Genomic DNA, 25,568 nt, shown 5'->3' on the forward strand with positions numbered 1-25,568 from the left:
CATAGACAAGTTTGCAATATTAGCGACTTATCCAGCTTGCCAAACGCTATAGAGGAGTCTGGGTGACGAGTCAGGAAAGGTGGGTTGGAGCCCATGTCAGCGCCCAGGGTGGTGTGGAAAATGCTCCGCTCAATGCCCACAAGATAGGGGCCAGTGCCTTTGCACTGTTTACCAAGAATCAACGTCGCTGGCAGGCAGCACCTTTAACCGAGCAGTCCATCGCCGCCTTTCAGGAAAACTGCCAAAAATTGGGGTTCAGACCCGAGGCGATTCTACCCCACGACAGCTACCTGATTAACTTGGGACACCCGGATCCCTTGCTGCTGGAAAAATCCCGCGATGCCTTTGTCGATGAGATGCTTCGTTGCAAACAGTTAGGATTAACCTTGCTGAACTTTCATCCAGGCAGCCACTTGCGACAGATAAGTGAAAACCACTGTCTGCGTAACATCAGCGATTCAATCAACCTGGCATTGGCAGCTTGTGATGGCGTCTGTGCCGTCATCGAAAATACCGCGGGACAAGGCTCCAACCTGGGACACAGCTTTGAACAACTGGCGCAGATCATTGACGGGGTTGAGGATAAATCCAGAGTCGGTGTTTGCCTGGATACCGCCCATATGTTTGCCGCGGGTTACGACATTCGCACTCAGGAAAGCTGCCGGGAAAGCTTTGACGCCTTTGGCCGCATAGTGGGCTTTCAATACCTCAAGGGCATGCACCTCAACGACAGCAAGACGGGACTCGGCAGCCGGGTCGATCGCCACGACTCCCTGGGCATGGGCGAAATAGGCAAAACCGCTTTCGAGTATATTCTCGGCCACCCAGCCACCAAGGGGATACCCTTGATATTGGAAACCATACGCCCGGAGATCTGGCCCGAAGAAATTGCCTGGCTGAACAGCCTTAGCCGCTAAACCATCCATTCGCTCTCCGTCGATTCAATCTCCTGACTACCCCAGTAAAAAGCCGCAAATGATGCGGCTTTTGGGATAATTGCTGCACTAAATTCAATCCTTGGCAGCCCTATCGACCTTCAAGGGCTGAACCAAGAGCCGAGCCAAAGCCTTAGTTCAACACCGCAAACATGTGCTGTTTAAGACTATCAAAATCGGCCGGCAGAACAGCCGACAGCAGCGGCTTATCAGCCACCCTTTGCAATGCCTGTGGCAGTGGCAGACTGGTGTTCAACTCGCGGTCGACCACATCCTTGAATTTGGCCGGATGTGCCGTCGCCAGAAAAATCCCCTGCTCTTCATCCTGCAGAGACAAACGCAGTGCCTCGGCGGCCACCGCTGCATGGGGCTCTGCCAGATAACCTGTCTGCTCAAGCGCTAACATGGCCTGACGGGTTTGCCCCTCGGAAAGCGCCAAGCCGGACAAGTCAGACAGCGGCCATTTCATCTCGGCAAAAATCGCTTCCACTCTCGGCCAGTTGCTCGGCTCGGACACATCCATGGCGTTGGACATGGTCGCAACAGTTTGCCGCGGCGCCCAATCACCAAAACTCAAATAGCGCGGTACAGTATCATTGCTGTTGGTGGCCGCCACAAAACGCTTGATGGGCAATCCCATGGCTTTGGCCAGCAGACCCGCGGTCAGGTTACCGAAGTTACCACTGGGGACACTGACAACCGGCGCCGATTGATGCTGCTTTCTATGCTGGGCGACCGCTTCAAAGTAATAACAGATCTGCGCCAGCAAACGGCTGATGTTGATGGAGTTGGCCGAGTTGAGGTGCAAACCGTCACGAATATCACTGTCTTCAAAGGCTTGCTTGACCAAGTGCTGACAGGCATCGAAGTCGGCTTCGACCGCAACTGTGTGAATATTGCCGCCCAGAGTGGCAAACATCTTCTCCTGCAACTCACTGATCTTGCCCTTGGGATAGAGCACCATCACCCGCACCTTATCCAGGCCAAAGAAGGCATCGGCCACCGCCGCGCCTGTATCCCCTGAGGTAGCGGTCAAAATAGTCAGCGGTTCTGAGCCGCCAAGCTGATTGAGACACTGAGCCATAAAGCGGGCACCGAAGTCCTTGAAAGCCAAGGTTGGCCCATGAAACAGCTCCAGACAACTGCGCTGCTCATCCACCTGCACCAGCGGCAGAGGGAAATTAAACGCCTTCTCCACCAGTTTATCGACACAGTCCTGCCCCAGTTCATCGGCGAGCCAAGCACCGAGTATCTGCTTGCTGCGCTCAACAAAAGGCAGAGCCAACAGGGCATCGACATCTGCCAGTTTCGGGATCCGGGTTGGGAAAAAGAGCCCTCGGTCCATGCCAAGACCCAGCTTGAGCGCTTCAGTAAAACTTACCCGCTGTGCCGGGTGCTTGAGGTTATAGAGTTCCATATTGATGCCTTAAATTCTTTTTTGGATGAAAATGCGTTTCAGGACAATACCCGGGTGCCTTGCATATCCAGGCGGCAGATGTGAGCAAAGCCGCCCGCTTCGGTTAAATAGTGTTGTTCCAGGTAGCGCTTGGCCTGCTCGGCGCGGGCCAGATCGGCGCTGATGGAAAACAGGGTTGGGCCACTGCCGGAAATCCCGGTGGCCAACATACCCAGCTCAGACAATCCGCGCCGCGCCGCCTGATACCCGGGAATAGCCTCGGCCCGATAGGGTTCGGCCAACACATCTTTCAACACAGTCAGCGCCAGCGCCTCATCCTGGCGATAACAGGCATGAACAAAGGCACTGAGATTGCGGCCAAATTCTATGCAGGTTCCCTTGTCGTATAGGTTCGGCATCAAGGCGCGCATGGCGGCGGTCGACAATGAAATGCCGGGATAAGCCACCAGCCAGTACCAGGAATCAAAGGCCGGCAAGGGCTCGCAGATACGCCCGGGCAAATCCAGCATCAGTTGCAATCCCCCCAAGTAGCAAGGCGCCACGTTGTCATAATGCACCGAGCCACTGATCTCCCCTTCAAAACGCCCCATTAACCCCAGCAAGGCCTGCTCATCATAGGGACGGCCGAAATACTCATTGAGACCATAGAGCGCCGCCACCACTGAACTGGCACTGGAGCCAAGACCACTGCCAACCGGCAGGTTCTTGGACAGGGTCAAGGAAACGCCTTGATTGATCCCGGCCTCACCTAGGAAAAACTCGGCGCAGCGATAAACAATATTCTGCTGCGGCTCCTGTGGCAGCTTATGAGCCCAGGGGCCAAGTTGAGTGAGAGAAACGCCGCAAGGCGCTGGGCCCACTGTAACTGTATCCCCCAGCAAACTGCCATCAATGGGGGCCAGTGCAGCGCCCAGCAAATCAAAGCCGACACCGACATTTCCCATAGAGGCGGGCGCATAGACAGTCACAGGTGCATTGGCGGGAATAAACTGACTCATGCGCTGACCTCCCGAGTCCAGTTGAGGGTTCTGAGTAAGTCGGCAAACACCCCGGCGGCAGTGACTTCAGTACCGGCGCCATAGCCTCTGAGCACAAAGGGGATCGGCTGGTAGTAGCGGCTGTAGAAAGCCAGCGCATTCTCGCCGCCTTTTACGCTGAACAGGGGATCATCGGCTGCCACTTCGGCGATACGCACCCTGCAACCTGACTCATCTATCTGGCCGACATAACGCAGGCGTTTACCCTTGGCATGGGCGGCAGCGACTCGCTCGGCAATGGCGGCATCCAGCTGTGGAAGAGCCGCCATAAACTGGGCCACATCGCCTGATGCATCGAAGTCATCCGGTAAGACAGACTCCACCTGAATATCATCCAGCTCCAGCGGCAAGCCCACTTCCCGGGCCAAAATCAACACCTTGCGCGCTACATCCATACCATTGAGATCGTCCCTGGGGTCCGGCTCGGTGAAGCACTTTTCCCGGGCTATGGCCGTGGCCTGTGACAGACTCATCCCCTCATCCAGCATACCGAAGATAAATGACAGCGAACCCGAGAGTATCCCCTGGAAACGCAGCAGCTTATCACCGGCAAACAGCAGCTTTTTCAGGTTATCAATAACCGGCAAACCGGCGCCGACATTGGTTTCATAAAGGAACTGGCGCCGCTGGGCCAGCGCGGTTTGCCGCAGCGCGCGGTAAAAAGCCAACTCACGGGTATTGGCCTTCTTGTTGGGTGTCACCACGTGCAAACCGGCATTCATCACATCCAGATAACGGCCGGCAATGACATCCGAAGAGGTGCAATCCAGCAATACGGGATTGAGCAACTGCTGTTCTTTGGCCCAGGCCAACATCTGTGTCAGATCAAAGGCTAGTGTCGAGTCGTTGAGCCTTGACTGCCAATCGGCCAGGGAGATACCGGCGGCATCGAGCAACATCTTGCCTGAGTTGGCGATGGCGCAAACCCGAATACTGATATGTTGCTCCTTGAGCATAGCTTCCTGCTGTTTTATCTGCTCCAGCAAGCCTGCGCCTATATTACCGGCGCCAACCAGGAAGACATCGAGATACTGCTGCACATCGAAAAAGCCCTGGTGACAGGCCGCCACCGCATGACGCGTCTTGCGCTGCTCGACCACGGCCGAAATGGAGCGCTCGGACGAGCCCTGGGCAATGGCGATGATATTGACACTAGCCTGGGCCAGAGCCTGGAAAAAGCGCGCAGCCACGCCCTTATGGGTACGCATACCGTCACCTATCAGGGACACTATCGCCAGTTGATCCCGCATCTCCAGCGGCTCCAACAGCTCACTCTTGAGCTCAAGTTCAAACTCCTGCTCCAGCGCCCACTTAACTCTGGGGGCATCCAAAGTGGCCACACAGAAACTGATGCTGTACTCACTGGAGCTTTGAGTGATCAGCGATACCGAAACCTTGGCTCTGGCGATGGACTCCAAAATACGCGACGCCATGCCTACCATGCCTTTCATTCCCGGGCCTGAGACGTTGAACATGGTTTGGTTATCCAGATTGGAAATCGCCTTGACCTGCAGCCCGGTCTGATCCGGCAGATTGGATACCAGAGTACCCGGCGCCTGGGGGTTGAAACTGTTTTTGATGTAGCAAGGGATTTGGAACTGGGCTATGGGTGAAATGGTCTTGGGGTGCAGTACCTTGGCGCCAAAGTAGGAGAGCTCCATCGCCTCCTGGTAACTGAGCTGGGAGAGCAGCTTTGCATCGGCAACCACCCGGGGGTCGGTATTGTATACCCCATCGACATCTGTCCAGATTTCGCAGCTGTCGGCATCCAGACAAGCGGCCAAAACTGCGGCCGAATAATCCGAACCATTGCGTCCCAGAGTCACTACCTTGCCATCGGCACCGGCGGCGGTAAACCCGGGCATGACCCACACTCTCTGCTCATCGAGTTTAAGCAACGCAAATCTGGGCTTACTGACGGCGATATCCACCACAGACTCCAGAGGTGTGCCGACGCCGAGGAATAATTCTCTCGGGTCGAGTAAACCTGCACTGACTCCCTTGGCCTTGAGCACTTCAACCATCAAGGCAGCCGAGAGTCGCTCCCCAGCCACCAGGATCTCGGCCCGCACACTGTCAGGACACTCCCCCAGAAGCTGAACCCCAGCCAATTTTGCCCGCCAACTCGCCAGTTGCTGTGCCAATACCTTCTTCAACTGCTGTCTGGCTTCCTCTGCGAGAGATACAGATGCATCGGCATACAAGGCTTCAAATACCTCAGCCACCTTGGCAAGCGCCTCGTCGACATCCCCCTTTGCCAATACCATATCAACCATGGCCAATAGATTGTTGGTTACGGTTGCCGGAGCCGACAGCACTGTGGCCACTTGGTCTTCTCTGGCACTGGTCAGAACTATTTCTGCTGCCATTTCAAACCGTTGCCAGTTTGCCAGCGAGGTACCGCCGAACTTCATTACTTTCATCTATCTCTCCTTTAAATACCGCGCCCGCCCAGGAAACAAAAAAGCCCGCTCCTTGGGGGGAGCGGGCTTCTTGTTTGCAATTCTTCAGGGTATAGTCAGCCCGCCCCCACACTGGTAATGGTGGTGGTTGTAATGGTGGTAATTACAACTGAGCTTAGCTGATACATAGGGTTTCTATACTCGTTTCGTTCTCTTGTGTTCAGGCCGGTTCATTCAGGAGTTGAGCCCGAGAATGACAGCAATGCAAACAGGATTGCTTTTTTTTGTAGCCCTTGTCAAGGGGCGTTTTCATGAAAATTTTAATGAAATGGCAATCTTATTGAATAAGCCTCACCAAAGTCTGTTTTTAACTGGATAAGCATCAACGAAATATCCTTATTGCAATTAACCTTGACGTAAAGTGTATTGGATAAAAGCTGAGTATCAGCCAAGCAGGAACCGTCGAGCACACCAAGGTGAAAGCCTACTGGGTTCAAAAACACTCAAGTCAAGATTTTTGGAAAGACGTTTGAAAAATAATGGCTTTTTTAGTGCCTTTCCAACCCAAAATGTCATCATGATGGCAAAACTCTGTGCAACAGTTGGCATAAGCAACGCTCGGATATCGCCAGCGCGGGAAAAGCACGTTATCATGCGGCCACATTCTGAACGGGAGGCGATATGCAAATCACCCAACACAGCGCGGTTACCATTCACTACCGCCTGACTGACGCCAAGGGTCAGTTGATAGAAAGTTCTTTTGAGGCAGATCCTATGGTCTACCTTCACGGTATGGAAAACCTGATCCCGGGACTTGAAAAGGCACTGGAAGGCAAAGGCAAAGGCGATACACTGGAAGTGACCATAGAAGCCGAAGAAGCCTATGGCCCGTACCACGATGGTCTGCGCCAGGAAGTTCCTCTGGAAGCCTTTGGCGATATCCAGGACATAGTACCAGGCATGCGCTTTATCGCCGAAACTGAAATGGGCCAGCGCCCGGTACAAGTGACCGAAGTACTGGACAACAGTGTTATCGTTGATGGCAACCACCCTCTGGCTGGCCAATCACTGACCTTTAATGTGGAAGTGATGGACGTGCGTGAAGCGACGGCCGAAGAGGTCGCCCACGGCCATATCCACGCCCATGGTGGTTGCGGTGGTCACGGCCATGATCACGGCGGATGCTGTGGCGGTCATGATCACGAGCATGGCGGTTGCTGTAGCTCAGATGCCGAAGAAGGCACCAAGAAAGAAGGTTGTGACGGTAACGGTGGTTGCGGCTGCCGCGGTTGATAGCCAGTCACACCGACGCCTACTACTGATATCAATCGAGAGTCCGGCCAACGCCGGACTCTTTGTTTATGCCACTTTGGAAAACAAGGCTGGGGCTCCTGCTTTGGACTAGAATCAATAGATAACCTGGATGCGAAGGAATGCCCCGTGATCTTGTCCAGAATGGTCTATGAGAGCCTGCCCTATCTGTATTTTTTTACCGGTAGTCTGGCACTCTATCTACTCGATCCCCTACTTGGGATCCTGGGTTCCGTTTTGCTTATATTGGCCGCGGCCTGGATTTACAATTTGCGTTCGAGTCACAGACGCAGCGATCCCAAACGCCTGCGACGGGGAGGATTTTGGCCCGAACCCCTGTATGCAGGATTGCCTTTCCTCTGGTTACTGTCGGGCATGCTGCTGTTGAGATTTGCAGATAAGGAAGTGTACCAACTGCTGGGGCTGCTCATTTGTGCCTGGGGAAGCTATATTCTGAGTCAGCGTCACCTCTACCGCCGCCACAAATTGCCACGACAGCCCCTGGTGTAACTCAAAGGATCAAGGCGCGGATCTTTTCTTTCAGCGCTGCGGGCATATGCTTCAAATAGTTAGAGCAACGGGTGATTGTCGCAATGCTCACCTCATATTCGGCAGCTATCTGTCTTTGACTCATCTCCCCTTCAAGCAATACCTGAAACACCTTCAAACGGCCGGCGATGGCATGCCTTTCATCATCGGTCAGCAGCAGCTCAAACAGGCAATTAAGATCTTCTGGATTGTTATGGGCCAGCACCTTATCCAGTACTGATATCCAATCTGGGCGCATATAAACTCATTCGTGTTCACGTAATGGTACGTGAACACAGTATAGCCTCGTTTTCCTGCGAAAAAAAGTCGTGTTTTAGCAGCCAGTTACTGACAAAACTTTACATGTAAACTGAAAAAGCCTACTCCCTCTGTCACACAAAATGTGTACAATAGCCAAGCAATGTCACATTAACGCACAAACTTGTGAGAATGATAATGAAAAAATACTTACTGATGTTAGCCGCCACCGCGGCGCTTAGCGCTACAGCTGTTCAGGCCCACAACTTTGAAAGCAGCGATGATGCCATCCAGTACCGTCAGTCTGGTTTCAGCCTGATGGCCTATAACTTCGGTGATATCGGTGCCATGCTCAAAGGCAAGAAAGACTTTGACGCCGATGTTGCAGCTATGCGTGCAGCCAATGTGGCCGCCCTGGCGAAACTGCCACTGGAAGGCTTTATCGACGGTTCAGACAAGGGTAATACTGAAGCCCTGGCCAAGATTTGGGCTGACAAGGCTGACTTTGAAGCCAAGTTCAAAGAACTGCAAACCAATGCCGATGCCCTGGCCATAGCAGCCAAAGGTGGCGACAAGAATGAGCTGAAAAAAGCCTTCGGTGCCGTTGGCAAAAGCTGCAAAGGCTGCCACGACGTCTACAAGAAAGACTAAGCTCTTTCGTTGATTCCATTAAAAAAGCCTGCATTGAGCAGGCTTTTTTAATGCTTGGAAACTTACAACATGCCGATCACGGGCATCATCAAGAAGTGCACCACAGGCACGGCAACCACCAACAAAAGCACCAGTGCCAACATCAGAGACGCAAATCTGGGCTGCTGTGCTTCTGCAGCAGGTAAGCGCTTATAGCCACTGAACATGGCCCCCACCAGCTTTTCACCTTTGAAGCGGTGCAACAAGACGGCGGCCACATGAATACCGGCAAGGATCAATAAAAGATCGAAATTCTTCTTGTGTAACCAGGTAAACCAACTGGCGGTTTCACCGCTGACATAGGAGACCAAGGGCCCTTCGGTAAATATCTCATCTGTGGCAAACAAACCCGACACCAATTGCAGACTGATGATTACCAGCAATAGCACCACCATATACCCCCCAAGAGGGTTATGCCCTAAAGAATGAGGAGCCTGCTTGGCCCGCATCTTGGCAAGATAATCCAATGCCTGGCGGGGATGACGGACAAAGTGGCTGAAACGGGCTGTGTCGCTGCCGATAAAACCCCAAATAAGCCGCACCACCAGCAAGATCATCAGACTATAGGCAAACAACTGGTGATAACTCATCTCCCCCTGATCGGCGCTCCACCATAGCCCGGCCAGGAGCAGCAGCATACCCCAATGAAACACCCGCACAGGTATATCCCAGACCTTCACTTTAACTTCGTTGTTATTCATAAAGTACTTCCTGTTATCACCCGTTTTGGCCCAAACGGCATAAGGGTAAAGAGTTGTAGATGACAAACATGATGATATTTAAAGCGAGGGAAGGAGGCAATCGGAAAGGACTGATACTCAGTGATCTCATCGAATATGACCCTTTATTGACAAGGGTTCAAGGCTTTTTAGGGCAAAATTATCCAAACTTGTCTAAGTGATCAAATAAGTGACAAACGCTCTCTGACTCGCCACAAATATTGATCTGGATCACATTTTTAACCTCAGGTATTGTTAGTCTGAAGTCAAGGAAACAACAGAGGGTTTGACAATATGCTAAAGATCACCAGCAAGCAATTTGAAGTCACAGCTGCTATCCGTGAACGTGTTGAGAGCCGCCTTGCCAAACTGAACCGTTACGATACCCAGTTGATTAATCCCCATGTCATCATCCTCACAGAAGGGCCACTCTTTAAAATAGAAGCATCAATTAAACTGGCCAACGGACAACTTTTTGCCCAGGCGAAACATGAAAATCTCTACGCAGCCATAAATGCAATGGGACAAAAGCTGGAAAAACAGCTCAATCGCCTGACCCACAAACCCACAGCTCAGCGTGGTGCCTTGGAAACCGAAGCCACCGAACCTGAGTTCGAATATGATTATAAGGAGGATTACGCAGCTTGATATTTCAATCTCCCACTAACCAGCGCACCTCCGGGTGCGCTTTTCATTGCTGAACCCAAGGATTTTTTGATTGACAGCCCAAGGGGATAGTTTTAGCTTAAACGCCATGAAATACCTCAATCGCTCATTTTTTATTTTCTTTTTTACACCTCATTTCCGGAGGCGGCCCTGACGTGTAAAAACGAAAGTGAAAATTGCCAAGCCTCCCACCCGGGAGGCTTTTTTGTCTGTATCATGCACTGAGTATTACTGGTTTAGAGGTCAGAATGAACAAAGTACCATCGCTGGAGCGAATAAGGGATGACATCACTACCCTGGACAGGGATCTGTTGGCACTGTTGGCCAAACGCCGGCAACTCAGCCTGGAAGTCGCCCGCAGCAAAGAGGTGGACATTCGCCCTATCCGTGATACCCAGAGAGAAAAAGAACTCTTGGCCAGGCTGGTTCGCCAAGGGCGGGAACAGGGGCTGGATGCCCACTATGTCATCAGTCTGTACCAGGCCATTATTGAAGATTCTGTACTGAACCAGCAAGCCTACCTACAGGGCAGAGCCAATCCCGAAACCCAGAAACAGCAATACTGCATCGCCTATTTGGGCGCCAGAGGTTCATATTCCTACCTGGCCGCCAGCCGCTACTGTCAACGCCGTCAGGTAGAGATGCAGGATCTGGGTTGTCAGAACTTCGATGATATAGTGCAGGCCGTCGAGTCCGGCCATGCCGACTATGGTTTTCTGCCGATAGAAAACACCTCATCCGGCTCAATCAACGAAGTCTACGATGTGTTGCAGCACACCAGCCTGGCTATTGTGGGTGAAACCACTATAGAAGTGGGTCACTGTCTGCTGGCCAAAGCGGGAAGCAAGCTTGCGGATATTAAAACCGTCTACGCCCACCCCCAACCCATCAGCCAATGTAGCCGCTACCTGAGCCGCCATCCCGACTTTCGTCTGGAATATTGCGCCAGCAGCGCCGAGGCAATGGAAAAAGTTCTCCAGGGCGATAACACTGTGGCCGCTATCGGCTCCAGTGAAGGCGGCGCCCTCTACCAGTTGGAACCTCTGGAGCAGGAACTGGCCAATCAAAAAATCAACCAGAGCCGCTTTATCGTAGTGGCCCGCAAGGCGATAGAAGTGCCGGAGCAACTGCCGGCCAAGACTACTCTGATTATGGCCACCGGTCAGAAGCCAGGCGCCTTGGTGGAAGCCTTGCTGATCCTTAAAGATCACAACCTCAATATGAGTAAGCTGGAGTCACGCCCTATCCCGGGCACGCCTTGGGAAGAGATGTTTTATCTGGATGTCGATGCCAATCTGGCATCCATAGCTATGCAGCAAGCACTTGCCGAGCTTGAGCGGCTCACCCGCTTTATCAAGGTACTTGGCTGTTACCCTTGTGAGACGGTCGAGCCAACCCAGCTGAGTCACAGCCAACTGTTGATTGAACCTGAGAGTTCCAGGCAGGACAGCGCCAAACCGTCACCCCAGAGACATTCCCGCCACTATAAACCGGCCAGCACAGAAATTAGTTGCGGCCAGCTCAAACTGGGGCAAGGCCAGTTCGCCGCCTTGGCGCAACTGAACCTCCCCATAGATGCAGCCAGCTTTGCCCCAAGCGCCAAGGCCCTCAGGGAAGCGGGATTTCAAGGGGTGGTTCTCAGCACACTGACGCGCCAACCCAATGCCAAACAGCAACTGCCCAAGTTGCAGAGCCTGTTAAACCAAGCCGGGCTGCAGAGCATTGTTACCTTGGAGCATGCAGAAGATCTCGCTCTGGCCCAGACCGCGGCCGACATGCTGCTGCTCAGCGGCAAACAGATGTACAACACAGAGCTGCTCAACGCGCTTGGTGGACAGAACCTGCCGGTAATATTGGAGCGTAATCCCATGGCCAGCCAACAGGATTGGCTGACCAGCGCCGATACTCTGCTCGCCGGCGGGAATCAGCAGTTGATCCTTTGTGATGCGGGGGTCAGTGGATTGAATCAACCAGAACAACTTGTGTTGGATCTCGCCGCCCTGGTGGAACTAAAAACCCAGAGCCACTTACCGCTATTGGTAAATCCAAGTCTGTGCCTCAGCCCAAGCAGCAGTGAGCAAACACTGACTGCTCAGGCCTTGGCTATCAAGGCGTTGGGAGTAGATGGTTTAATCATCGCAGTCGATGTCCGTCATCCACAGCAACATGGAGGCTTAATCGCCAAGCTGTATCAGACAGCTTGAGTCGATTCGGCAGCGGCTTTACCGGCCTCTGCCGCCTCGCGGCTGCGGCGGATCAAACGGGAAACCGTTGAGCCCTGCACCATGATAGAAAAGACCACCACGGCATAGGTCATTACCAGCAAGAGATCCCTGAGCTCCAGCTCGGGGGTCAGCACTATCCCCGCCGGAATACTCATGGCCATAGCCAGCGCCAGGCCGCCCTTGAGCCCGCCCCAGATCAGGATCCCCTCCGCGCCTTGGCTGTATTGCCGCATACGCCGGAACCCCAGATAAGGTAAGTACACACTGACACATCTTGCCAACAACACCACAGGGATACTCAGCAGCACAAACCACCAGAGTTGCATATCCAGATGGGTCAACAGCAGCAGGAGCCCCAATAGCAGGAACAAGAGCGAATTGAAGAAGTGTTCAAGCAGGCCCCAGAACCTTTGCAGCAATATTCTCCCCGTGACCCCAAAGCATTTTGGCACGGTGAAATTCCCCAGCACGATTCCAGCGGCCACCATGGCCAGAGGGCCGGACACCGAGAGTTTTTCTGCCATCACATAACCTGCGGTCGGCACCACCAAGGTAATCAAGAGTCTCTGGGTTTCTTCATCCGTGAGTTTCATCAGTTGATGCAGCGCAAAGGCCAACGCCAGGCCATAGGCAATGCCACCAACGGCCTCATGGAAAAACAGCGCGCCGACATCGGCCAGGCTCAGAGCCTCGGCGGAAAAAGCCAGCTGCGAGACAGCAACAAACAGCACCAGGCCAATGCCATCATTGAACAGCGACTCACCCTCAACCTGAATGGCAATATCCTCAGGCGCGCCGAGTTTTTTCAAGATGGCCAAAACCGCTATCGGATCGGTTGGTGATATCAAGGCCCCGAACAACAAACAGTAACTCCAGGGCAGTATCAATCCCAGCAGCGGCATCAAATAGAAGCAAAGCGTTGCCACTGTCAGAGTGGAAATCACAGTTCCTAGCAGAGCCAGACAGAGAATTTCCCATTTCTGGCTGGCCAGCACCTTGAGCCTTATCTGCAGCGCACCGGCGAAGAGCAGAAAACCCAACATACCGTTCAGCAGCAGCGCCTGAAAGTCGAGCCGCTGCAATACCGAAATGGTTTTGATATGGATATCCAGCTCAAACAACTTACCCACCACCAGTATAATCAGGCTAAGGAGCATGGCCAGGCCTGTGATGGCTATGGTTTCTTGCAGTGAGTGAAAACGACTGGATAACAGCGAGATAATCAGTGCCAGCGCCGCCAGCACACAGAAGAGTTGATAGTCCGTCATATTTCCTTGCGATCAGGCTGACCGCTTCCCTGGTAGCAGACAAGAGCTACATGGCTTGTCCATCTGTTAGGCTGAGCCAGCCCTTGAAGATCCGGTAACTGAACCAGATAACCCCCAGGGCGCACAAGCTGAGGCTGAGCCACAGCGGATTGACCCAGTAGCCCATAGCCAGTAACAGTGCCAAACCCATAATACTGCGCCTTTGCCAGCGCAAGTGAGAGCCCAGCAGCGACAGAGGTGCAACCTGCCTTTGGCTTAAGTTAATCAACAGGCTCAGGAGCACAGGCAGGAAAAACAACGGAAAGGCACACATAAGCGCATATAAAAAATGGCCCATGCTGCGATCTTCACTGGCAAATGCTTCTGAGGGTAAGCTGGTCATAGTCTGTCTCCGGCCAACATCTGGAATGCAGGGCCCAAAGCTCTTGCCCTGCTTTAACCATACTGTGAGATCGCCACTTCTGCAATGCCGGAAACAGAATTAGAAGGGGCCGGTTTCCAGTTGAATATCACTCTTCACCCGGCTGGAGCACGCCAGCACCATACCTGAGTCAATCTCATCCTGGTTGAGCGTCTGTTGGCTGCTGCTTTCCACCTCACCGGAGACAACCCGGCACTTACAGGAGCCACAAACGCCGCTGCGACAGGCGGCAATAATGGGCAAACCTTCAGACTCCAGCGCTTCGAGCAGGGTCTGATCGCCATTGATGCTGAGCTCAAGGCCGGCAACACTCAAGCGATAATTGGCCGAACCGTCACCCGCGGGCGCCGAGGTATTTTCAGCAAAGCTTTCCTTGTGAAAACGCGTCATATCGAAATCTGCTTGCGCTAGCATCTGCTCTGTGGCCGTCATATAAGCCTCAGGGCCACAGACATACACGGTGCGCTGGCGATAATCCGGCACCAGTTGTTCCAGTGCCGCCAAGCTCAGGCGTCCCGGTAACATAGGGCACTCGGCAAGCTCCCCGGAGACTGAGGCAGTCTCACTTCCCTGCTCCAGCAGATAGCCCAGCTTAAAATTATCGTGACGGCTGTTCATGGCCCGCAAACTGCCTCGGAAGATGAGATCCTGCTCGCTTCTGGCACAGTGAATAAAGGCGATATCGCTGTCAAGATAACTGTCGGTCAGAAAACGACTCATGGAAAACATCGGCGTGATGCCACAACCGGCGCTTAAAAACAGGAAGCGCTCGGCTGGTATATCGATAAGGTTGAACTGGCCGTAGGGCCCGGAAGCCATCAGGCTGTGGCCCGGCTTAAGATTATCGATAAGGTAGTTGGAAATTTTGCCGCCCTCAACCCTCTTGATGGTCAGCATCAAAGAATTAGGCCGAGATGGCGAAGATGAGATGGTATAACAGCGGCGATACTCCTCACCGGCAATCTCCAATTGCAATGCCAAAAACTGCCCGGGCTTGAAATGAAAAGACAGCGGCTGGGCCGCTTTAAAACGAAAACTCACCACATCCGGGGTTTCCTGCCAGCGGGCGACACAAATGAGCCGCAGCTCTCCGGGAACCCATTGACCAGCCTGAAATTGACTGATTGCCGGCGAAACTTGTAATGGATTGAGTGTCATCGAAACTCCCTCTACAGAGAAAGAAATGGCCGGAATGCCGCTGGCATTCCGGCCTCAAGAGATACGCATCAAGCGGCGCCGAGAATCGCCTCCAGGTCTTCCTCAACCGTGCCGACATTGCGCAGGCCGAACTTATCTTCCAATACCTTCAGCAAATTGGCGGTCAGGAAGGCCGGCGGAGTTGGGCCGGTACGTATGTTCTTCACTCCCAGTGACAACAAGGTCAACAGGACCACTATCGCCTTCTGCTCAAACCAGGACAGCACCAGACTCAGCGGCAATTCGTTGATATCACACTCAAATACCTCGGACAGTGCCAGCGCCAGCTGAATCGCCGAGTAGGCGTCGTTACACTGGCCGATATCCAGCAGTCTGGGGATACCGTTGATATCACCGAATTCGAGCTTGTTGAACTTGTACTTGCCACAGCCCAGGGTCAGGATCAGGCTGTCTTTTGGGGCCGCCTTGGCAAGGTCGGTGAAATAACTGCGCTCGGCCTTGTCACCATCACAGCCGCCAATCAGGAAGAAGTGGCGGATATTGCCGTTCTTGACGTTTTCAACCACGGCAGGCGCCGCGTTCATCAAAGCGTTGCGGGCGAAACCTATGGTGATCATATGGGGGATCTCATCATAGGCAAAGCCTTCAAGCGCCAGTGCCTTGTCGATAACGGCACTGAAATCGTCGCCGGTCAGGTGAGTCACGCCCGGCCAGCCAACGATACTGCGGGTAAAGATGCGGTCGGCATACTGACCGACATTAGGGTCGATAATGCAGTTGGAGGTCATCACCACGGCGCCGGGGAAGTTGGCAAATTCCTTCTGTTGATTTTGCCAGGCGCTGCCGTAGTTCCCCACCAGATGCGGGTATTTCTTCAGCTCGGGATAGGCCAGCGCCGGCAACATCTCACCATGGGTATAGACATTGATACCCTTGCCTTCTGTCTGTTGCAGGATGAGCTCGAGATCTTTCATATCGTGGCCAGAGACCAAGATTGCCTTGCCCTTCACCGGTTTGGTGTTGACCTGAGTCGGCTCTGGATGACCAAAGGCCGCGGTTTCACCGGCGTCTAGCATAGCCATCACAGAATAGTTGAGCTGACCTATCTCCATCGCGGTGGCAAACAGCTTGTCCGCATCTGTGCTGTCGGTCGCCAGAAAGGCCATGATTTCGTGGAAACGACCGGCCACTTCGCTGCTGGTCTGATCCAGAACCCGGGCGTGTTCCATATAGGCAGCCGCCCCTTTCAGGCCGTAGAGGCACAGGAGCCGCAGACCGAGAATATCTTCATTGAGGTCATCACCTCGGTTGGGCGCAGCCACTTTGGCCTGTTGTAACAGCTCGGCCTTGGACGCCCCCAGCAGCAGAGTCGCCGCGGCGGACATAGACTCGGGTGTCACGCCCCTTTGTTCGCAAAGCTCCAGATAGCGCTGCTTTAACTGATCTCGCAAGCGAGCGGCCTCTTTTGCATATTCGCTAATCCGCTCATCGTCGAAGTTGACATTGGTCAGAGTGGCGAAAAATGCCTTGGGCACAAAGGTATCGACTTGCGGATCGATAACCTCAAACTCCCGGAGTTTGACAGCATAGGCCGACAGCCCCTGCAACATGTAAATCAACAGATCCTGCAGATCCGAGGTCGCGGCCAATTTACCGCACATCCCCTGGGCATAGCTGCAGCCATTACCGGCCGGGGTTCGAATGGTTTGCTCACACTGAATACAAAACACGGCATATCTCCTTTAATCATGCTTTATTTTTGCATGTTTTAAATCAGTGTACTCTTTCATCGCTCAGACGAAAGAACGTGAGTCGCAAAGCTTGAAGGGGATCACCTTAAGCGATTGCTGAACAAATGGCTTTTTGACTTCTATCTGGCTGATACAAATGAAAAAGGAGCCTAGAAGGCTCCCTTGGATAAATCACGTTGCACCGTCGGCTGAGTTAACGGCCTTGAGATCAGTGACTCTTCATATCATTGACCGACTGCAGCATGCTGCGGCTCTCGCTGCGAAACTGTGGTGCAAAGTCACCGAACCATTCGGCCACCTCACGGAACTGGCGCACAAAGCCATCTCTGTCGCCGGCCTTGAGCATGGCCAAAGCGCCGGCATAGTTGTCCAGATAGTCGGAGATAGCCCCCAGGCTCTCCTGCTGGGCGAAGATGATATCGGCGTAAAGCTCTGGGCTTTGGGCAAACAAGCGACCGACCATGGCCAGCTCCAGCCGGTAAATCGGTGAGCTGAACTGCAGCAGACTATCGAGATCGGCCTGCTCCCGGCACAAGTTGAGGCCATAGACAAAGCTGGAGAAGTGGCGCATCGCCTGCACCAGTTGCATCGCTTTATCATGCTTACCGGCATCCGCTTCCACCAGCCGAGCTCCCCAAATAGCTATCTGCTCCAGCAGCCAGGCATAGGCCTCACTCTGCCGGCCATGGCACACCACAACAACCTGCTTGGCAAGGCTGCCCACATCCGGGCCAAACATGGGATGAAGCCCCACCACAGGCCCGCTGTGGGCCTCGAGCATGGCTTGCAGCGGCTCCGACTTTATCGAGGTCAGATCCGCAAGAATGCAATCCTTGGGCAAACGCTGTAAACGGGAGCGAATAAGCTCACAGGTAATGGCAATCGGCACTGTGACCAATACCAGACCGACCCCGTCGAGGATAGCATCGGCATTATCCCAATCATCCTTATCGAGCAGATGTACTGGATAGCCGGAGAGTGTCAGCATCTGGGCAAACAGGGTGCCCAACTGGCCACGACCGCCGATGATCACCACCTTGTTGATATCCGGGTTCACCTGCTTGAAACCCACATCCTTCTCGTTGAGATAGGATTCCCGCATCAGGCGCCTGAGCACATCTTCTATCAACTGCGGCGATACCCCCAGACTTTCGGCTTCAGCACGGCGCTTGGCCAACATGGCGGCCTCCCGCTGCGGTGCATAGATGGGTAGGCCGGCGTTGTGTTTGACCGCGCCGACCTGGGCCACCAAATCCAGCCGCTGACGCAGCAACTTGAGTAACTCTTGGTCGACGCCGTCAATCAGTCCGCGTAACTTTTCCAGCTCTGCCGTGGTTTTCTCACTCATCTCAAATCTTCCGTCAGCCATTTGCCACCCTGAGCATATCAAAGCGAGTGGGTAAAATAGAACTCAGTTGCGCCGCTCCTTGCCTGAGCAGTTGCTCCGTGTCCTGCCAATCTATGCAGGCATCTGTGACCGAAACTCCGTAGTCAAGCTCGGCAAGCGGCTTGTCACAGGCCTGATTACCGGCAAACAGATGGCTTTCCAACATCAAACCTATGATGGAACGATTGCCCGCCGCTATCTGGTCAAATACATCCCGGCACACAGGCAGCTGCCGCCGATGATCTTTGTTGGAGTTGCCATGACTACAGTCGATAATCAGCCTGGCATTGAGCCCGGCACCATGCAGCTGCCGTTCACACTCGGCCACAGAATCGGCGTCATAGTTGGGGCCAGCCCCACCTCGCAGGATCACATGCCCGTCCGGGTTACCGGCGGTTTGCAGCAAAGCCACCTGCCCTTGCTGGTTGATCCCCATGAATCTGTGACTGCTGGCCGCCGACTTGAGGGCGTTAATGGCCACCCCCAGATTGCCATCCGTGCCATTCTTGAACCCTACCGGCATGGAAAGCCCGGAGGCCATCTCCCGGTGGGTTTGTGATTCTGTGGTTCTGGCGCCTATGGCTGACCAAGTCACCAGCTCGGAAATATATTGCGGACTGATGGGATCCAGCGCTTCGGTGGCAACCGGCAACTCGAGTTCGGCCAGAAACAGCATTAACTCCCGCGCCATCCGCAACCCTTTTTCAATATTGAAGGACTCATCCATATCGGGATCATTGATCATCCCTTTCCAGCCCACAGTCGTTCGGGGCTTTTCAAAGTAGACCCGCATCAGGATAAAAAACTGGTCCTTGAGCTCGTCATGGAGCTTTTTCAGTTTGAGGGCATATTCCTTGGCCGACTCAATATCGTGAATAGAGCAAGGGCCGGTGACGACCAACACCCGGTTGTCACGCTTGTGAACTATGTCGGAAACCGTCTTGCGGGCACTGAGAATATAGCGATAACCGTGATCAGAAAGTGGCAACTGCTGCTTGAGTTCTTCGGGAGTTATGAGGACTTGTTCGGCACTGATGTGCACATTCTCTATATTACTGGACTGCATTCTGATCACCTGAAATTAATTTGCGCGACTGTCTCAATCGCATCATTGTAGCGGTACACCATTACGGCATTACACTATGCCGAGACTGGGCCAAGAGATCAAGGGCGAAACCAGAAAAAATTTTCATGTCGTCGCAAAGGTGGGAGCAATAGGCTGGGCACTTAGTCTGTGCAGGCGTGCAGGCGTGCAGGATTGTGAGCTTGGCTGACTTGCGCGATAGCAATCTGCTGTCGCCAGTTCATGGAGCAGAGAAAGAGAAAGAGAAAACAAAAACCCGCCATATAGGCGGGTCTCTGTGCGAACACTTGCGTCTTTATGTAGCGGCTTACTTAGTAGCCAGCTTCTCACGGATACGTGCAGACTTACCTGAACGCTCACGCAGATAGTACAGCTTGGCGCGACGAACGCGACCACGACGCTTAACTTCGATGCTGGAAATCAGTGGGCTGTGCGTTTGGAAAGCACGCTCAACACCTTCACCATTAGAGATCTTACGTACGGTAAATGCAGAGTGCAGACCGCGGTTACGCTTAGCGATAACCACGCCTTCAAAGGCCTGCAGACGCTCTTTGTCACCTTCTTTAACACGAACCTGAACGACTACGGTATCACCGGCACCGAACTCAGGTACGTCTTTTTTCATTTGCTCATCGTTGAGCATTTTAATGATGTTGTTCATAACTTACTCCGTTCTAGAATTAACTGAGCTGCGACTAGGCTGAGTCCATTGCGTCAACGAACTGCGCTAATAGAGTCGTCTGTTCGTCAGTCAGAGCTAGATTTTCAAATAATTCTGGTCGTCGCTGCAGTGTTCTTATCAAACTCTGCTGTAGACGCCAGCGTCTAATTTGTTCGTGGTTGCCGCTGAGCAACACCGCCGGAACATCCAGTCCATCGAGACATTCAGGCCGGGTATAGTGAGGACAATCCAATAATCCGTCAGAGAAGGAATCCTGCTCTGCCGAGGCCTGTTTACCCAGCACGCCGGGAACCAGTCTCGAAACCGAATCTATCAGGGTCATTGCCGGCAATTCACCGCCCGAGAGCACGTAATCACCAATCGACCACTCCTCATCCACTTCCGTCTGAATGATGCGCTCATCGATACCTTCGTAGCGACCACACACCAGGATCAGCTTGGATGATTGTGCCAGCTCAGATACGCCTTGCTGAGTCAGCTTGCGTCCCTGAGGTGACAGATATATCACCTTGGCTCCCTCACCTGCCGCAGCCTTGGCTGCATGAATGGCATCGCGAAGGGGCTGAACCATCATCAACATCCCGGGACCACCACCATAAGGTCTGTCGTCCACAGTGTTGTGTCTGTCATGGGTGAAATCCCTGGGATTCCACGTCTGTACTTCCAGCAGGCCATTCTTCACGGCCCGACCCGTCACGCCAAAGTCTGTTACTGCTCGAAACATCTCCGGGAACAGGGTGATTACCCCTAACCACATAAGCTGTTTCCTCGACTCAGAAGTCCGGATCCCAATCCACTAAAATCTGTTTTGCCGAAACGTTCACCTCTTTGATGAACTGTTCGGTGACAAAGGGGATCATACGTTCCGCTTTGCCAAAGCTATCTTTGGCGTTGGCCTTCACCAGCAAGACGTCGTTGGATCCTGTTTCCACGATCTGATCGACCTTGCCCATGTTATAGCCCTTGGTGTTGATCACTTCGCAGCCGATAAGATCGCGCCAGTAGAATTCATCTTCCGGCAGGTCTTTCATCTGCTCAGGCAGTATGCCGATCTCACAGTTAGTGAGCATCTGCGCCCGCTCCCGCGTCTCTACCCCTTCAAGTGCGGCAACAACCGCCTTGCCCTGATAGCGCCACTGGGTGACCTTCACTTCACGCCACTCGCCCTGCTCTTTAATGAGCCAAGGTGAATAGTCAAAAATACCTTCAACAGAATCGGTATAGGCGGTGATTTTCAGCCAACCTTTAATGCCATAGCTGGAACCAAGTTTGCCCAACACGATTGGCTGTGGGTTACTGCTCATCAATCTATACCTTAAACGCTATTAAGCAGCTGCTTTACGAGCGTCTTTGATCAGTTTTGCTACGCGTTCTGTAGTTGCAGCACCGTTTGAAACCCAGTGCTCAACACGGTCCAGATCCAGGCGCAGAGTTTCTTCCTGACCTTTGGCCAGAGGGTTGAAGAAACCTACACGCTCGATGAAACGACCGTCACGGGCATTGCGGCTATCAGCAACAACGATGTTGTAAAATGGACGCTTTTTCGCGCCACCACGAGCTAAACGAATGGTAACCATGCGTTCTTTATCCTCTAATGATTTGCTTTTCAGCAAAAATAAAAACTGGAACCCCGTGTTCGCGAAGAGTCCCAGATAGAAAGCCGGAAGATTTTACCTAACTTTCGGGCGAATGCAACCGATCCCGGCTAATTTTACAACGCCCATTCACAGCTTATCCCAAGCGGGACAATAGCTAAGGAAGGTTTGCACCTTCCCGGTAAGGTCATTTGGTATCAGCGACCGGGGAATTTCATTCCCGGAGGCAACATGCCTCCCAGGCCGCGCATCATCTTATGCATGCCGCCTTTGGCGGACATTTTCTTCATCATTTTCTGCATCTGGGTAAACTGCTTCAGCAAGCGGTTTACATCCTGAATTTGAGTGCCGGAACCGGCGGCGATGCGGCGTTTACGTGAGCCCTTGATCATATCCGGGCGCTTACGCTCATCTGGCGTCATGGAGTTAATGATAGCCTCCATCTGACCTGTGAGCTTACCGTTTTGCACCTGCGCCAAAGCATCGGGAGGCAGTTGACCGACACCGGGCAGCTTTTCCAGCATCCCCATCATGCCGCCCATATTCTTCATCTGTTGCAGCTGCTCACGGAAGTCTTCCAGGTCAAAACTGCCGCCGGACTTCACTTTTGAGGCCAGCTTAAGGGCTTTTTCCTTATCGACACCGCGCTCAACTTCTTCGATGAGCGACAACACGTCCCCCATCCCCAGAATACGGGAAGCGACCCTGTCTGGATGGAAAGGCTCAAGGGCATCAGTCTTCTCACCGACCCCAAGGAACTTAATGGGTTTACCTGTAATATGGCGAATGGACAGGGCGGCACCGCCTCTGGCATCACCATCCACCTTGGTGAGGATCACCCCGGTCAGCGGCAGCGCTTCATTAAAGGCCTTGGCGGTATTGGCCGCATCCTGACCTGTCATGGCGTCGACCACAAATAAGGTTTCAACCGGCTTGACCGCAGCGTGCAGCGCCTTGATCTCATCCATCATCGCCTCGTCCACATGCAGACGACCGGCGGTATCCAGAATCACTACATCGATAAACTTACGCTTGGCGTAAGCGATGGCATCATTGGCGATATCCACCGGTTTCTGGCTGACATCCGATGGGAAAAATTCGACTTCAACTTCATTGGCCAGGGTTTCCAGCTGCTTGATCGCCGCCGGACGGTATACGTCGGCACTGACCACAAGCACAGACTTCTTCTGTCTGGTGCGCAGGAACTTACCCAGCTTGGCGACACTGGTGGTTTTACCCGCGCCCTGCAGGCCCGCCATCATCAATACGGCAGGTGGCTGGGCGGCCAGGTTGAGGGCCTCATTGGCCTCGCCCATGGCTTTTTCCAGTTCACTCTGGACAATTTTGACAAACACCTGGCCCGGGGTCAGGCTCTTGGCCACTTCCTGGCCAACGGCACGTTCTTTGACGCTGCTGACAAATTCCCGCACCACAGGCAGGGCCACATCGGCCTCCAGCAATGCCATACGAACTTCGCGCAGGGTGTCCTTCACGTTCTCTTCAGTCAAGCGACCCCGACCACTGATATTTTTCAGGGTGCGGGACAATCTGTCGGTGAGATTCTCAAACATCGTCCAGTTCTATACCGTTTATGAATGTAAAATGATGGGGCGTATTATAACTATGCCGGGGTATTAATGCAGCCCTGTTCTCAAGATGGGGTTAAATAGACGCTTATCAAGGTGCAAATAAACATTTTGCCTTAATGCGGGTGGGAACCAATTGCCGTATTTTATGCACTAACTGTCGGGAACTGCATAATTTTGTCGTCTGGGTCACTGCCCAATTACCGACGGCTCATGTTATTCTAACGCAAACAAGTTTTTCCGATGCCGCCCACAGAGGCCAATTACACATAAGGATAGGTTAATCCCAGATGGTCATTCTCTCTGCTGCCGCGATGTTTTTCTACAGCATAGCGCTGATATTAGTAACAAGCCGCTTATTTCATGCCGAGGGGCCCAACCGCCGCGCCGTAGCTGGTTTTGCCGCCTTGGGTGTGATATTGCACGCCGCAGCCCTGTACCAGGCAATCTTTACCGCCGATGGCCAGAATTTCAGCCTGACCAATGTGATATCCATGGTGAACTGGATCATCGCTTTGGCATTCACTCTGGTGCTTTCCCGTATCAAGGTCATAGTCTTGGTGCCTGTTGTGTATGCCTGCTCTGTGATATCCGTAGCCCTGCTATGGCTGCTGCCGCCCAAATACATTACCCATTTTGAGCTGCACCCCGAAGTGTTGGTCCATGTGGTGTTGTCACTGATGGCCTACAGTGCCTTGATGATAGCGGCACTCTATGCCATCCAGCTGGCCGTTATCCAGAACAAGCTGAAGAAAAAGCAGCTGATGTTGAGCCCGGCTATTCCGCCGCTGATGACGGTCGAAAAGCAGTTGTACCACCTGATCATCATAGGGGTGATTTTGCTGAGTCTGTCGCTCGCCACCGGCTTTATCTTCCTTGATGATATGTTTGCCGATGGCAAGGGGCACAAGGCGGTACTTTCCATTCTGGCTTGGTTCGTCTATATCGCCATGTTGTGGCAGCAATATACCGTGGGTTGCCGTATCCGCACGGCGGTGATCTACAGTCTGACAGGCGCCAGCCTGCTCTCCCTGGCTTACTTTGGCGCCCGCATCGTCAAAGAGCTGATCCTGAGCTAATCTGAGTCGAGTCGGGCAAGGCCTAGACCTTTGCCTGACTTGACACTCCATCCAATTGCCAGTATTTACTAACTTTCGCTATTCCTGACGGGGCCCCTTTTTGGACGATATATCGACCGGCATACTCCTGATAATTCTACTGCTGTTAATCCTGATTTCGGCGTATTTTTCCGGTTCGGAAACCGCCATGATGACCCTAAACCGCTACAGGTTACGTCATCTGGCCAATAATGGTCACAAGGGCGCCAGACGCGCCATTAAGTTGCTGGACCGCCCCGATAGGCTCATAGGCCTGATCCTCATAGGCAACAACCTGGTCAATATCCTGGCCTCCTCAATCGCCACAATTTTAGGGATTCGACTCTGGGGCGACTTGGGATTGGCCATAGCCACCGGGGTACTGACACTTGTGGTATTGGTATTTGCCGAAGTGACGCCCAAAACTGTGGCTGCGCTGCACCCCGAACGTATCGCCTTCCCCTCCAGCCTGGTACTCAAGTGGTTGCTGTGGCTGTTTTCGCCTCTGGTCAAGAGCGTCAATATTATCACCTCCTTTATTCTCAGGCTGATGGGAATACGCTCCATCCGTGCCGATGATGCCCTGAGCCAGGAAGAGCTGCGCACAGTAGTACATGAAGCCGGGGCCCTGATCCCAAGACGCCACCAGGAGATGCTGTTGTCGATTCTGGATCTGGAAAAGGTCACAGTGGAAGACATCATGGTGCCCCGCTCCGAGCTCTATGCCATCAATATCAATGATGACTTCAAGAGTATCAACAAGCAGGTTATTCAGAGCCCGCATACCCGGGTACTCTTGTATCGTGACAACATAGATGATGCCGTGGGTTTTGTGCATCTGCGTGATGCCTTGAGACTGCAGTCCAAGGAGCAGTTCAGTAAATCCTCGCTACTTAGAGCCGTGAAAGAGCTGTACTTTATTCCCGAGGGCACGCCGCTCAACGTGCAATTGGCCAACTTCCAGCACAATAAGGAACGTATAGGCCTGGTGGTGGATGAATACGGTGATATTCAAGGATTGGTGACGCTGGAAGATATTCTTGAGGAAATCGTCGGTGACTTTACCACTTCCATGGTCACTACTCCCAGCGAAGATATTACCCCGCAGCAGGATGGCAGCTTTCTGATCGATGCCACCATCAACATCCGCGATCTCAACAAAGAGATGGAATGGGACTTCCCCACCGACGGCCCCAAGACCCTCAATGGTTTGATCCTGGAATATCTGGAAGAGATACCCCAGGCCAATACCAGCCTGAGGCTCGCGGGTTACCCGATGGAAGTGGTGGAAGTGGCCGACAACATGATCAAGACAGTGCGGATCATGCCGCAGTTTTATCGCCCATCCTGA

At 53.2% G+C, this 25,568-nt stretch carries 25 protein-coding genes and 2 other annotated features; of the genes, 9 read left to right on the forward strand and 16 right to left on the reverse strand.

Annotated elements, in window-relative coordinates; translation table 11 throughout:
- Positions 1–62 precede the first annotated feature (62 nt).
- Positions 63–917, forward strand: a complete 855-nt coding sequence (gene nfo, locus ACF8D4_RS07740) for a deoxyribonuclease IV (RefSeq protein ID WP_045283538.1) — start codon at positions 63–65, stop codon at positions 915–917.
- A 151-nt stretch (positions 918–1,068) separates the two neighbouring features.
- Here nfo and thrC read toward each other — a convergent pair whose 3' ends face one another.
- The 3 genes from thrC to thrA are packed head-to-tail and all read right to left on the reverse strand — an operon-like array spanning position 1,069 to position 5,812.
- Positions 1,069–2,352 (reverse strand): threonine synthase, encoded by a 1,284-nt coding sequence (gene thrC, locus ACF8D4_RS07745; protein WP_146507769.1) that lies wholly within the window; start codon positions 2,350–2,352, stop codon positions 1,069–1,071.
- Between the two features lie 38 nt (positions 2,353–2,390).
- The gene (thrB, locus tag ACF8D4_RS07750) at positions 2,391–3,350 is read right to left on the reverse strand and encodes a homoserine kinase (protein WP_044734938.1); all 960 of its coding nucleotides are present in this window, start codon (positions 3,348–3,350) and stop codon (positions 2,391–2,393) included.
- On the reverse strand, positions 3,347–5,812 hold the full coding sequence (thrA, locus tag ACF8D4_RS07755; RefSeq protein ID WP_392464873.1) for a bifunctional aspartate kinase/homoserine dehydrogenase I: 2,466 nt from the start codon (positions 5,810–5,812) through the stop codon (positions 3,347–3,349). Before thrA ends, thrB begins: the two co-directional genes overlap by 4 nt.
- Positions 5,813–5,846: 34 nt before the next feature.
- Positions 5,847–5,967, reverse strand: a sequence feature (Thr leader region).
- 77 nt (positions 5,968–6,044) lie between these two features.
- Between thrA and ACF8D4_RS07760 the strand changes: the two genes are divergently transcribed.
- From ACF8D4_RS07760 to ACF8D4_RS07770, 3 genes are all read left to right on the forward strand, one after another.
- The gene (locus tag ACF8D4_RS07760) at positions 6,045–6,170 is read left to right on the forward strand and encodes a hypothetical protein (RefSeq protein WP_258180936.1); all 126 of its coding nucleotides are present in this window, start codon (positions 6,045–6,047) and stop codon (positions 6,168–6,170) included.
- A 302-nt stretch (positions 6,171–6,472) separates the two neighbouring features.
- A complete protein-coding gene (gene slyD, locus ACF8D4_RS07765) occupies positions 6,473–7,084 on the forward strand; it encodes a peptidylprolyl isomerase (protein WP_144379870.1) in 612 nt (203 codons plus the stop codon).
- A gap of 147 nt (positions 7,085–7,231) precedes the next feature.
- Entirely contained in the window at positions 7,232–7,612 is a 381-nt protein-coding gene (locus ACF8D4_RS07770) for a hypothetical protein (RefSeq protein ID WP_345869955.1), read from the forward strand.
- A gap of 1 nt (position 7,613) precedes the next feature.
- Here ACF8D4_RS07770 and trpR read toward each other — a convergent pair whose 3' ends face one another.
- On the reverse strand, positions 7,614–7,889 hold the full coding sequence (gene trpR / locus ACF8D4_RS07775; RefSeq protein ID WP_025010576.1) for a trp operon repressor: 276 nt from the start codon (positions 7,887–7,889) through the stop codon (positions 7,614–7,616).
- Positions 7,890–8,086: 197 nt separating this feature from the next.
- Between trpR and ACF8D4_RS07780 the strand changes: the two genes are divergently transcribed.
- The gene (locus ACF8D4_RS07780; RefSeq protein ID WP_025010575.1) at positions 8,087–8,539 is read left to right on the forward strand and encodes a cytochrome c; all 453 of its coding nucleotides are present in this window, start codon (positions 8,087–8,089) and stop codon (positions 8,537–8,539) included.
- Positions 8,540–8,601: 62 nt separating this feature from the next.
- On the opposite strand, the gene ACF8D4_RS07785 is transcribed toward ACF8D4_RS07780, so the two are convergent.
- A complete protein-coding gene (locus ACF8D4_RS07785; RefSeq protein WP_025010574.1) occupies positions 8,602–9,279 on the reverse strand; it encodes a cytochrome b/b6 domain-containing protein in 678 nt (225 codons plus the stop codon).
- A gap of 312 nt (positions 9,280–9,591) precedes the next feature.
- Here ACF8D4_RS07785 and hpf point away from each other — a divergent pair, with 312 nt between their 5' ends.
- The gene (hpf, locus tag ACF8D4_RS07790) at positions 9,592–9,945 is read left to right on the forward strand and encodes a ribosome hibernation-promoting factor, HPF/YfiA family (protein WP_054744341.1); all 354 of its coding nucleotides are present in this window, start codon (positions 9,592–9,594) and stop codon (positions 9,943–9,945) included.
- Between the two features lie 108 nt (positions 9,946–10,053).
- Positions 10,054–10,173, forward strand: a sequence feature (Phe leader region).
- A gap of 38 nt (positions 10,174–10,211) precedes the next feature.
- Positions 10,212–12,167, forward strand: coding sequence for a chorismate mutase (locus ACF8D4_RS07795; protein WP_107110675.1), 1,956 nt, complete (start codon positions 10,212–10,214; stop codon positions 12,165–12,167).
- Here ACF8D4_RS07795 and ACF8D4_RS07800 read toward each other — a convergent pair.
- From ACF8D4_RS07800 to ffh, 11 genes are all read right to left on the reverse strand, one after another.
- Positions 12,155–13,456: a sodium:proton antiporter gene (locus ACF8D4_RS07800; protein WP_096140804.1), complete on the reverse strand. Its 1,302-nt coding sequence runs from the start codon at positions 13,454–13,456 to the stop codon at positions 12,155–12,157. The genes ACF8D4_RS07795 and ACF8D4_RS07800 overlap by 13 nt on opposite strands.
- A gap of 46 nt (positions 13,457–13,502) precedes the next feature.
- On the reverse strand, positions 13,503–13,838 hold the full coding sequence (locus ACF8D4_RS07805) for a hypothetical protein (protein WP_025010570.1): 336 nt from the start codon (positions 13,836–13,838) through the stop codon (positions 13,503–13,505).
- 99 nt (positions 13,839–13,937) lie between these two features.
- A complete protein-coding gene (locus ACF8D4_RS07810; RefSeq protein WP_392464878.1) occupies positions 13,938–15,035 on the reverse strand; it encodes an FAD-binding oxidoreductase in 1,098 nt (365 codons plus the stop codon).
- 68 nt (positions 15,036–15,103) lie between these two features.
- On the reverse strand, positions 15,104–16,765 hold the full coding sequence (hcp, locus tag ACF8D4_RS07815) for a hydroxylamine reductase (RefSeq protein WP_392464880.1): 1,662 nt from the start codon (positions 16,763–16,765) through the stop codon (positions 15,104–15,106).
- Between the two features lie 229 nt (positions 16,766–16,994).
- Positions 16,995–18,134 (reverse strand): bifunctional chorismate mutase/prephenate dehydrogenase, encoded by a 1,140-nt coding sequence (tyrA, locus tag ACF8D4_RS07820; RefSeq protein WP_045283579.1) that lies wholly within the window; start codon positions 18,132–18,134, stop codon positions 16,995–16,997.
- Positions 18,135–18,147: 13 nt separating this feature from the next.
- Positions 18,148–19,239, reverse strand: coding sequence for a 3-deoxy-7-phosphoheptulonate synthase (locus tag ACF8D4_RS07825; RefSeq protein ID WP_044734945.1), 1,092 nt, complete (start codon positions 19,237–19,239; stop codon positions 18,148–18,150).
- Positions 19,240–19,564: 325 nt separating this feature from the next.
- Positions 19,565–19,918 (reverse strand): 50S ribosomal protein L19, encoded by a 354-nt coding sequence (gene rplS, locus ACF8D4_RS07830; protein WP_025010567.1) that lies wholly within the window; start codon positions 19,916–19,918, stop codon positions 19,565–19,567.
- Between the two features lie 34 nt (positions 19,919–19,952).
- Complete coding sequence (gene trmD / locus ACF8D4_RS07835; RefSeq protein ID WP_093982523.1) at positions 19,953–20,696, reverse strand: tRNA (guanosine(37)-N1)-methyltransferase TrmD; 744 nt, start codon at positions 20,694–20,696, stop codon at positions 19,953–19,955.
- 16 nt (positions 20,697–20,712) lie between these two features.
- Positions 20,713–21,243, reverse strand: coding sequence for a ribosome maturation factor RimM (gene rimM / locus ACF8D4_RS07840; protein WP_025010565.1), 531 nt, complete (start codon positions 21,241–21,243; stop codon positions 20,713–20,715).
- Positions 21,244–21,264: 21 nt separating this feature from the next.
- Positions 21,265–21,516, reverse strand: a complete 252-nt coding sequence (gene rpsP / locus ACF8D4_RS07845; protein ID WP_025010564.1) for a 30S ribosomal protein S16 — start codon at positions 21,514–21,516, stop codon at positions 21,265–21,267.
- A 215-nt stretch (positions 21,517–21,731) separates the two neighbouring features.
- Positions 21,732–23,105, reverse strand: a complete 1,374-nt coding sequence (gene ffh, locus ACF8D4_RS07850) for a signal recognition particle protein (RefSeq protein ID WP_025887855.1) — start codon at positions 23,103–23,105, stop codon at positions 21,732–21,734.
- A gap of 305 nt (positions 23,106–23,410) precedes the next feature.
- On the opposite strand from ffh, the gene ACF8D4_RS07855 reads away from it, so the two are divergent.
- A complete protein-coding gene (locus ACF8D4_RS07855) occupies positions 23,411–24,199 on the forward strand; it encodes an inner membrane protein YpjD (protein WP_025010563.1) in 789 nt (262 codons plus the stop codon).
- Between the two features lie 100 nt (positions 24,200–24,299).
- On the forward strand, positions 24,300–25,568 hold the full coding sequence (locus ACF8D4_RS07860; protein ID WP_025010562.1) for an HlyC/CorC family transporter: 1,269 nt from the start codon (positions 24,300–24,302) through the stop codon (positions 25,566–25,568).

It is taken from the genome of Shewanella sp. YQ_9, from assembly GCF_043103185.1.
Lineage (GTDB): Bacteria > Pseudomonadota > Gammaproteobacteria > Enterobacterales > Shewanellaceae > Shewanella > Shewanella algae.

Excerpts from the sequence above, each read along its gene's own strand:
- thrC (WP_146507769.1), bottom strand. The coding sequence starts at position 2,352 with ATGGAACTCTATAACCTCAAGCACCCGGCACAGCGGGTAAGTTTTACT.
- thrB (WP_044734938.1), bottom strand. The coding sequence starts at position 3,350 with ATGAGTCAGTTTATTCCCGCCAATGCACCTGTGACTGTCTATGCGCCC.
- thrA (WP_392464873.1), bottom strand. The coding sequence starts at position 5,812 with ATGAAAGTAATGAAGTTCGGCGGTACCTCGCTGGCAAACTGGCAACGG.
- ACF8D4_RS07760 (WP_258180936.1), top strand. The coding sequence starts at position 6,045 with ATGACAGCAATGCAAACAGGATTGCTTTTTTTTGTAGCCCTTGTCAAG.
- slyD (WP_144379870.1), top strand. The coding sequence starts at position 6,473 with ATGCAAATCACCCAACACAGCGCGGTTACCATTCACTACCGCCTGACT.
- trpR (WP_025010576.1), bottom strand. The coding sequence starts at position 7,889 with ATGCGCCCAGATTGGATATCAGTACTGGATAAGGTGCTGGCCCATAAC.
- ACF8D4_RS07780 (WP_025010575.1), top strand. The coding sequence starts at position 8,087 with ATGAAAAAATACTTACTGATGTTAGCCGCCACCGCGGCGCTTAGCGCT.
- ACF8D4_RS07785 (WP_025010574.1), bottom strand. The coding sequence starts at position 9,279 with ATGAATAACAACGAAGTTAAAGTGAAGGTCTGGGATATACCTGTGCGG.
- hpf (WP_054744341.1), top strand. The coding sequence starts at position 9,592 with ATGCTAAAGATCACCAGCAAGCAATTTGAAGTCACAGCTGCTATCCGT.
- ACF8D4_RS07795 (WP_107110675.1), top strand. The coding sequence starts at position 10,212 with ATGAACAAAGTACCATCGCTGGAGCGAATAAGGGATGACATCACTACC.
- ACF8D4_RS07800 (WP_096140804.1), bottom strand. The coding sequence starts at position 13,456 with ATGACGGACTATCAACTCTTCTGTGTGCTGGCGGCGCTGGCACTGATT.
- ACF8D4_RS07805 (WP_025010570.1), bottom strand. The coding sequence starts at position 13,838 with ATGACCAGCTTACCCTCAGAAGCATTTGCCAGTGAAGATCGCAGCATG.
- ACF8D4_RS07810 (WP_392464878.1), bottom strand. The coding sequence starts at position 15,035 with ATGACACTCAATCCATTACAAGTTTCGCCGGCAATCAGTCAATTTCAG.
- tyrA (WP_045283579.1), bottom strand. The coding sequence starts at position 18,134 with ATGAGTGAGAAAACCACGGCAGAGCTGGAAAAGTTACGCGGACTGATT.
- ACF8D4_RS07825 (WP_044734945.1), bottom strand. The coding sequence starts at position 19,239 with ATGCAGTCCAGTAATATAGAGAATGTGCACATCAGTGCCGAACAAGTC.
- rplS (WP_025010567.1), bottom strand. The coding sequence starts at position 19,918 with ATGAACAACATCATTAAAATGCTCAACGATGAGCAAATGAAAAAAGAC.
- trmD (WP_093982523.1), bottom strand. The coding sequence starts at position 20,696 with ATGTGGTTAGGGGTAATCACCCTGTTCCCGGAGATGTTTCGAGCAGTA.
- rimM (WP_025010565.1), bottom strand. The coding sequence starts at position 21,243 with ATGAGCAGTAACCCACAGCCAATCGTGTTGGGCAAACTTGGTTCCAGC.
- rpsP (WP_025010564.1), bottom strand. The coding sequence starts at position 21,516 with ATGGTTACCATTCGTTTAGCTCGTGGTGGCGCGAAAAAGCGTCCATTT.
- ffh (WP_025887855.1), bottom strand. The coding sequence starts at position 23,105 with ATGTTTGAGAATCTCACCGACAGATTGTCCCGCACCCTGAAAAATATC.
- ACF8D4_RS07855 (WP_025010563.1), top strand. The coding sequence starts at position 23,411 with ATGGTCATTCTCTCTGCTGCCGCGATGTTTTTCTACAGCATAGCGCTG.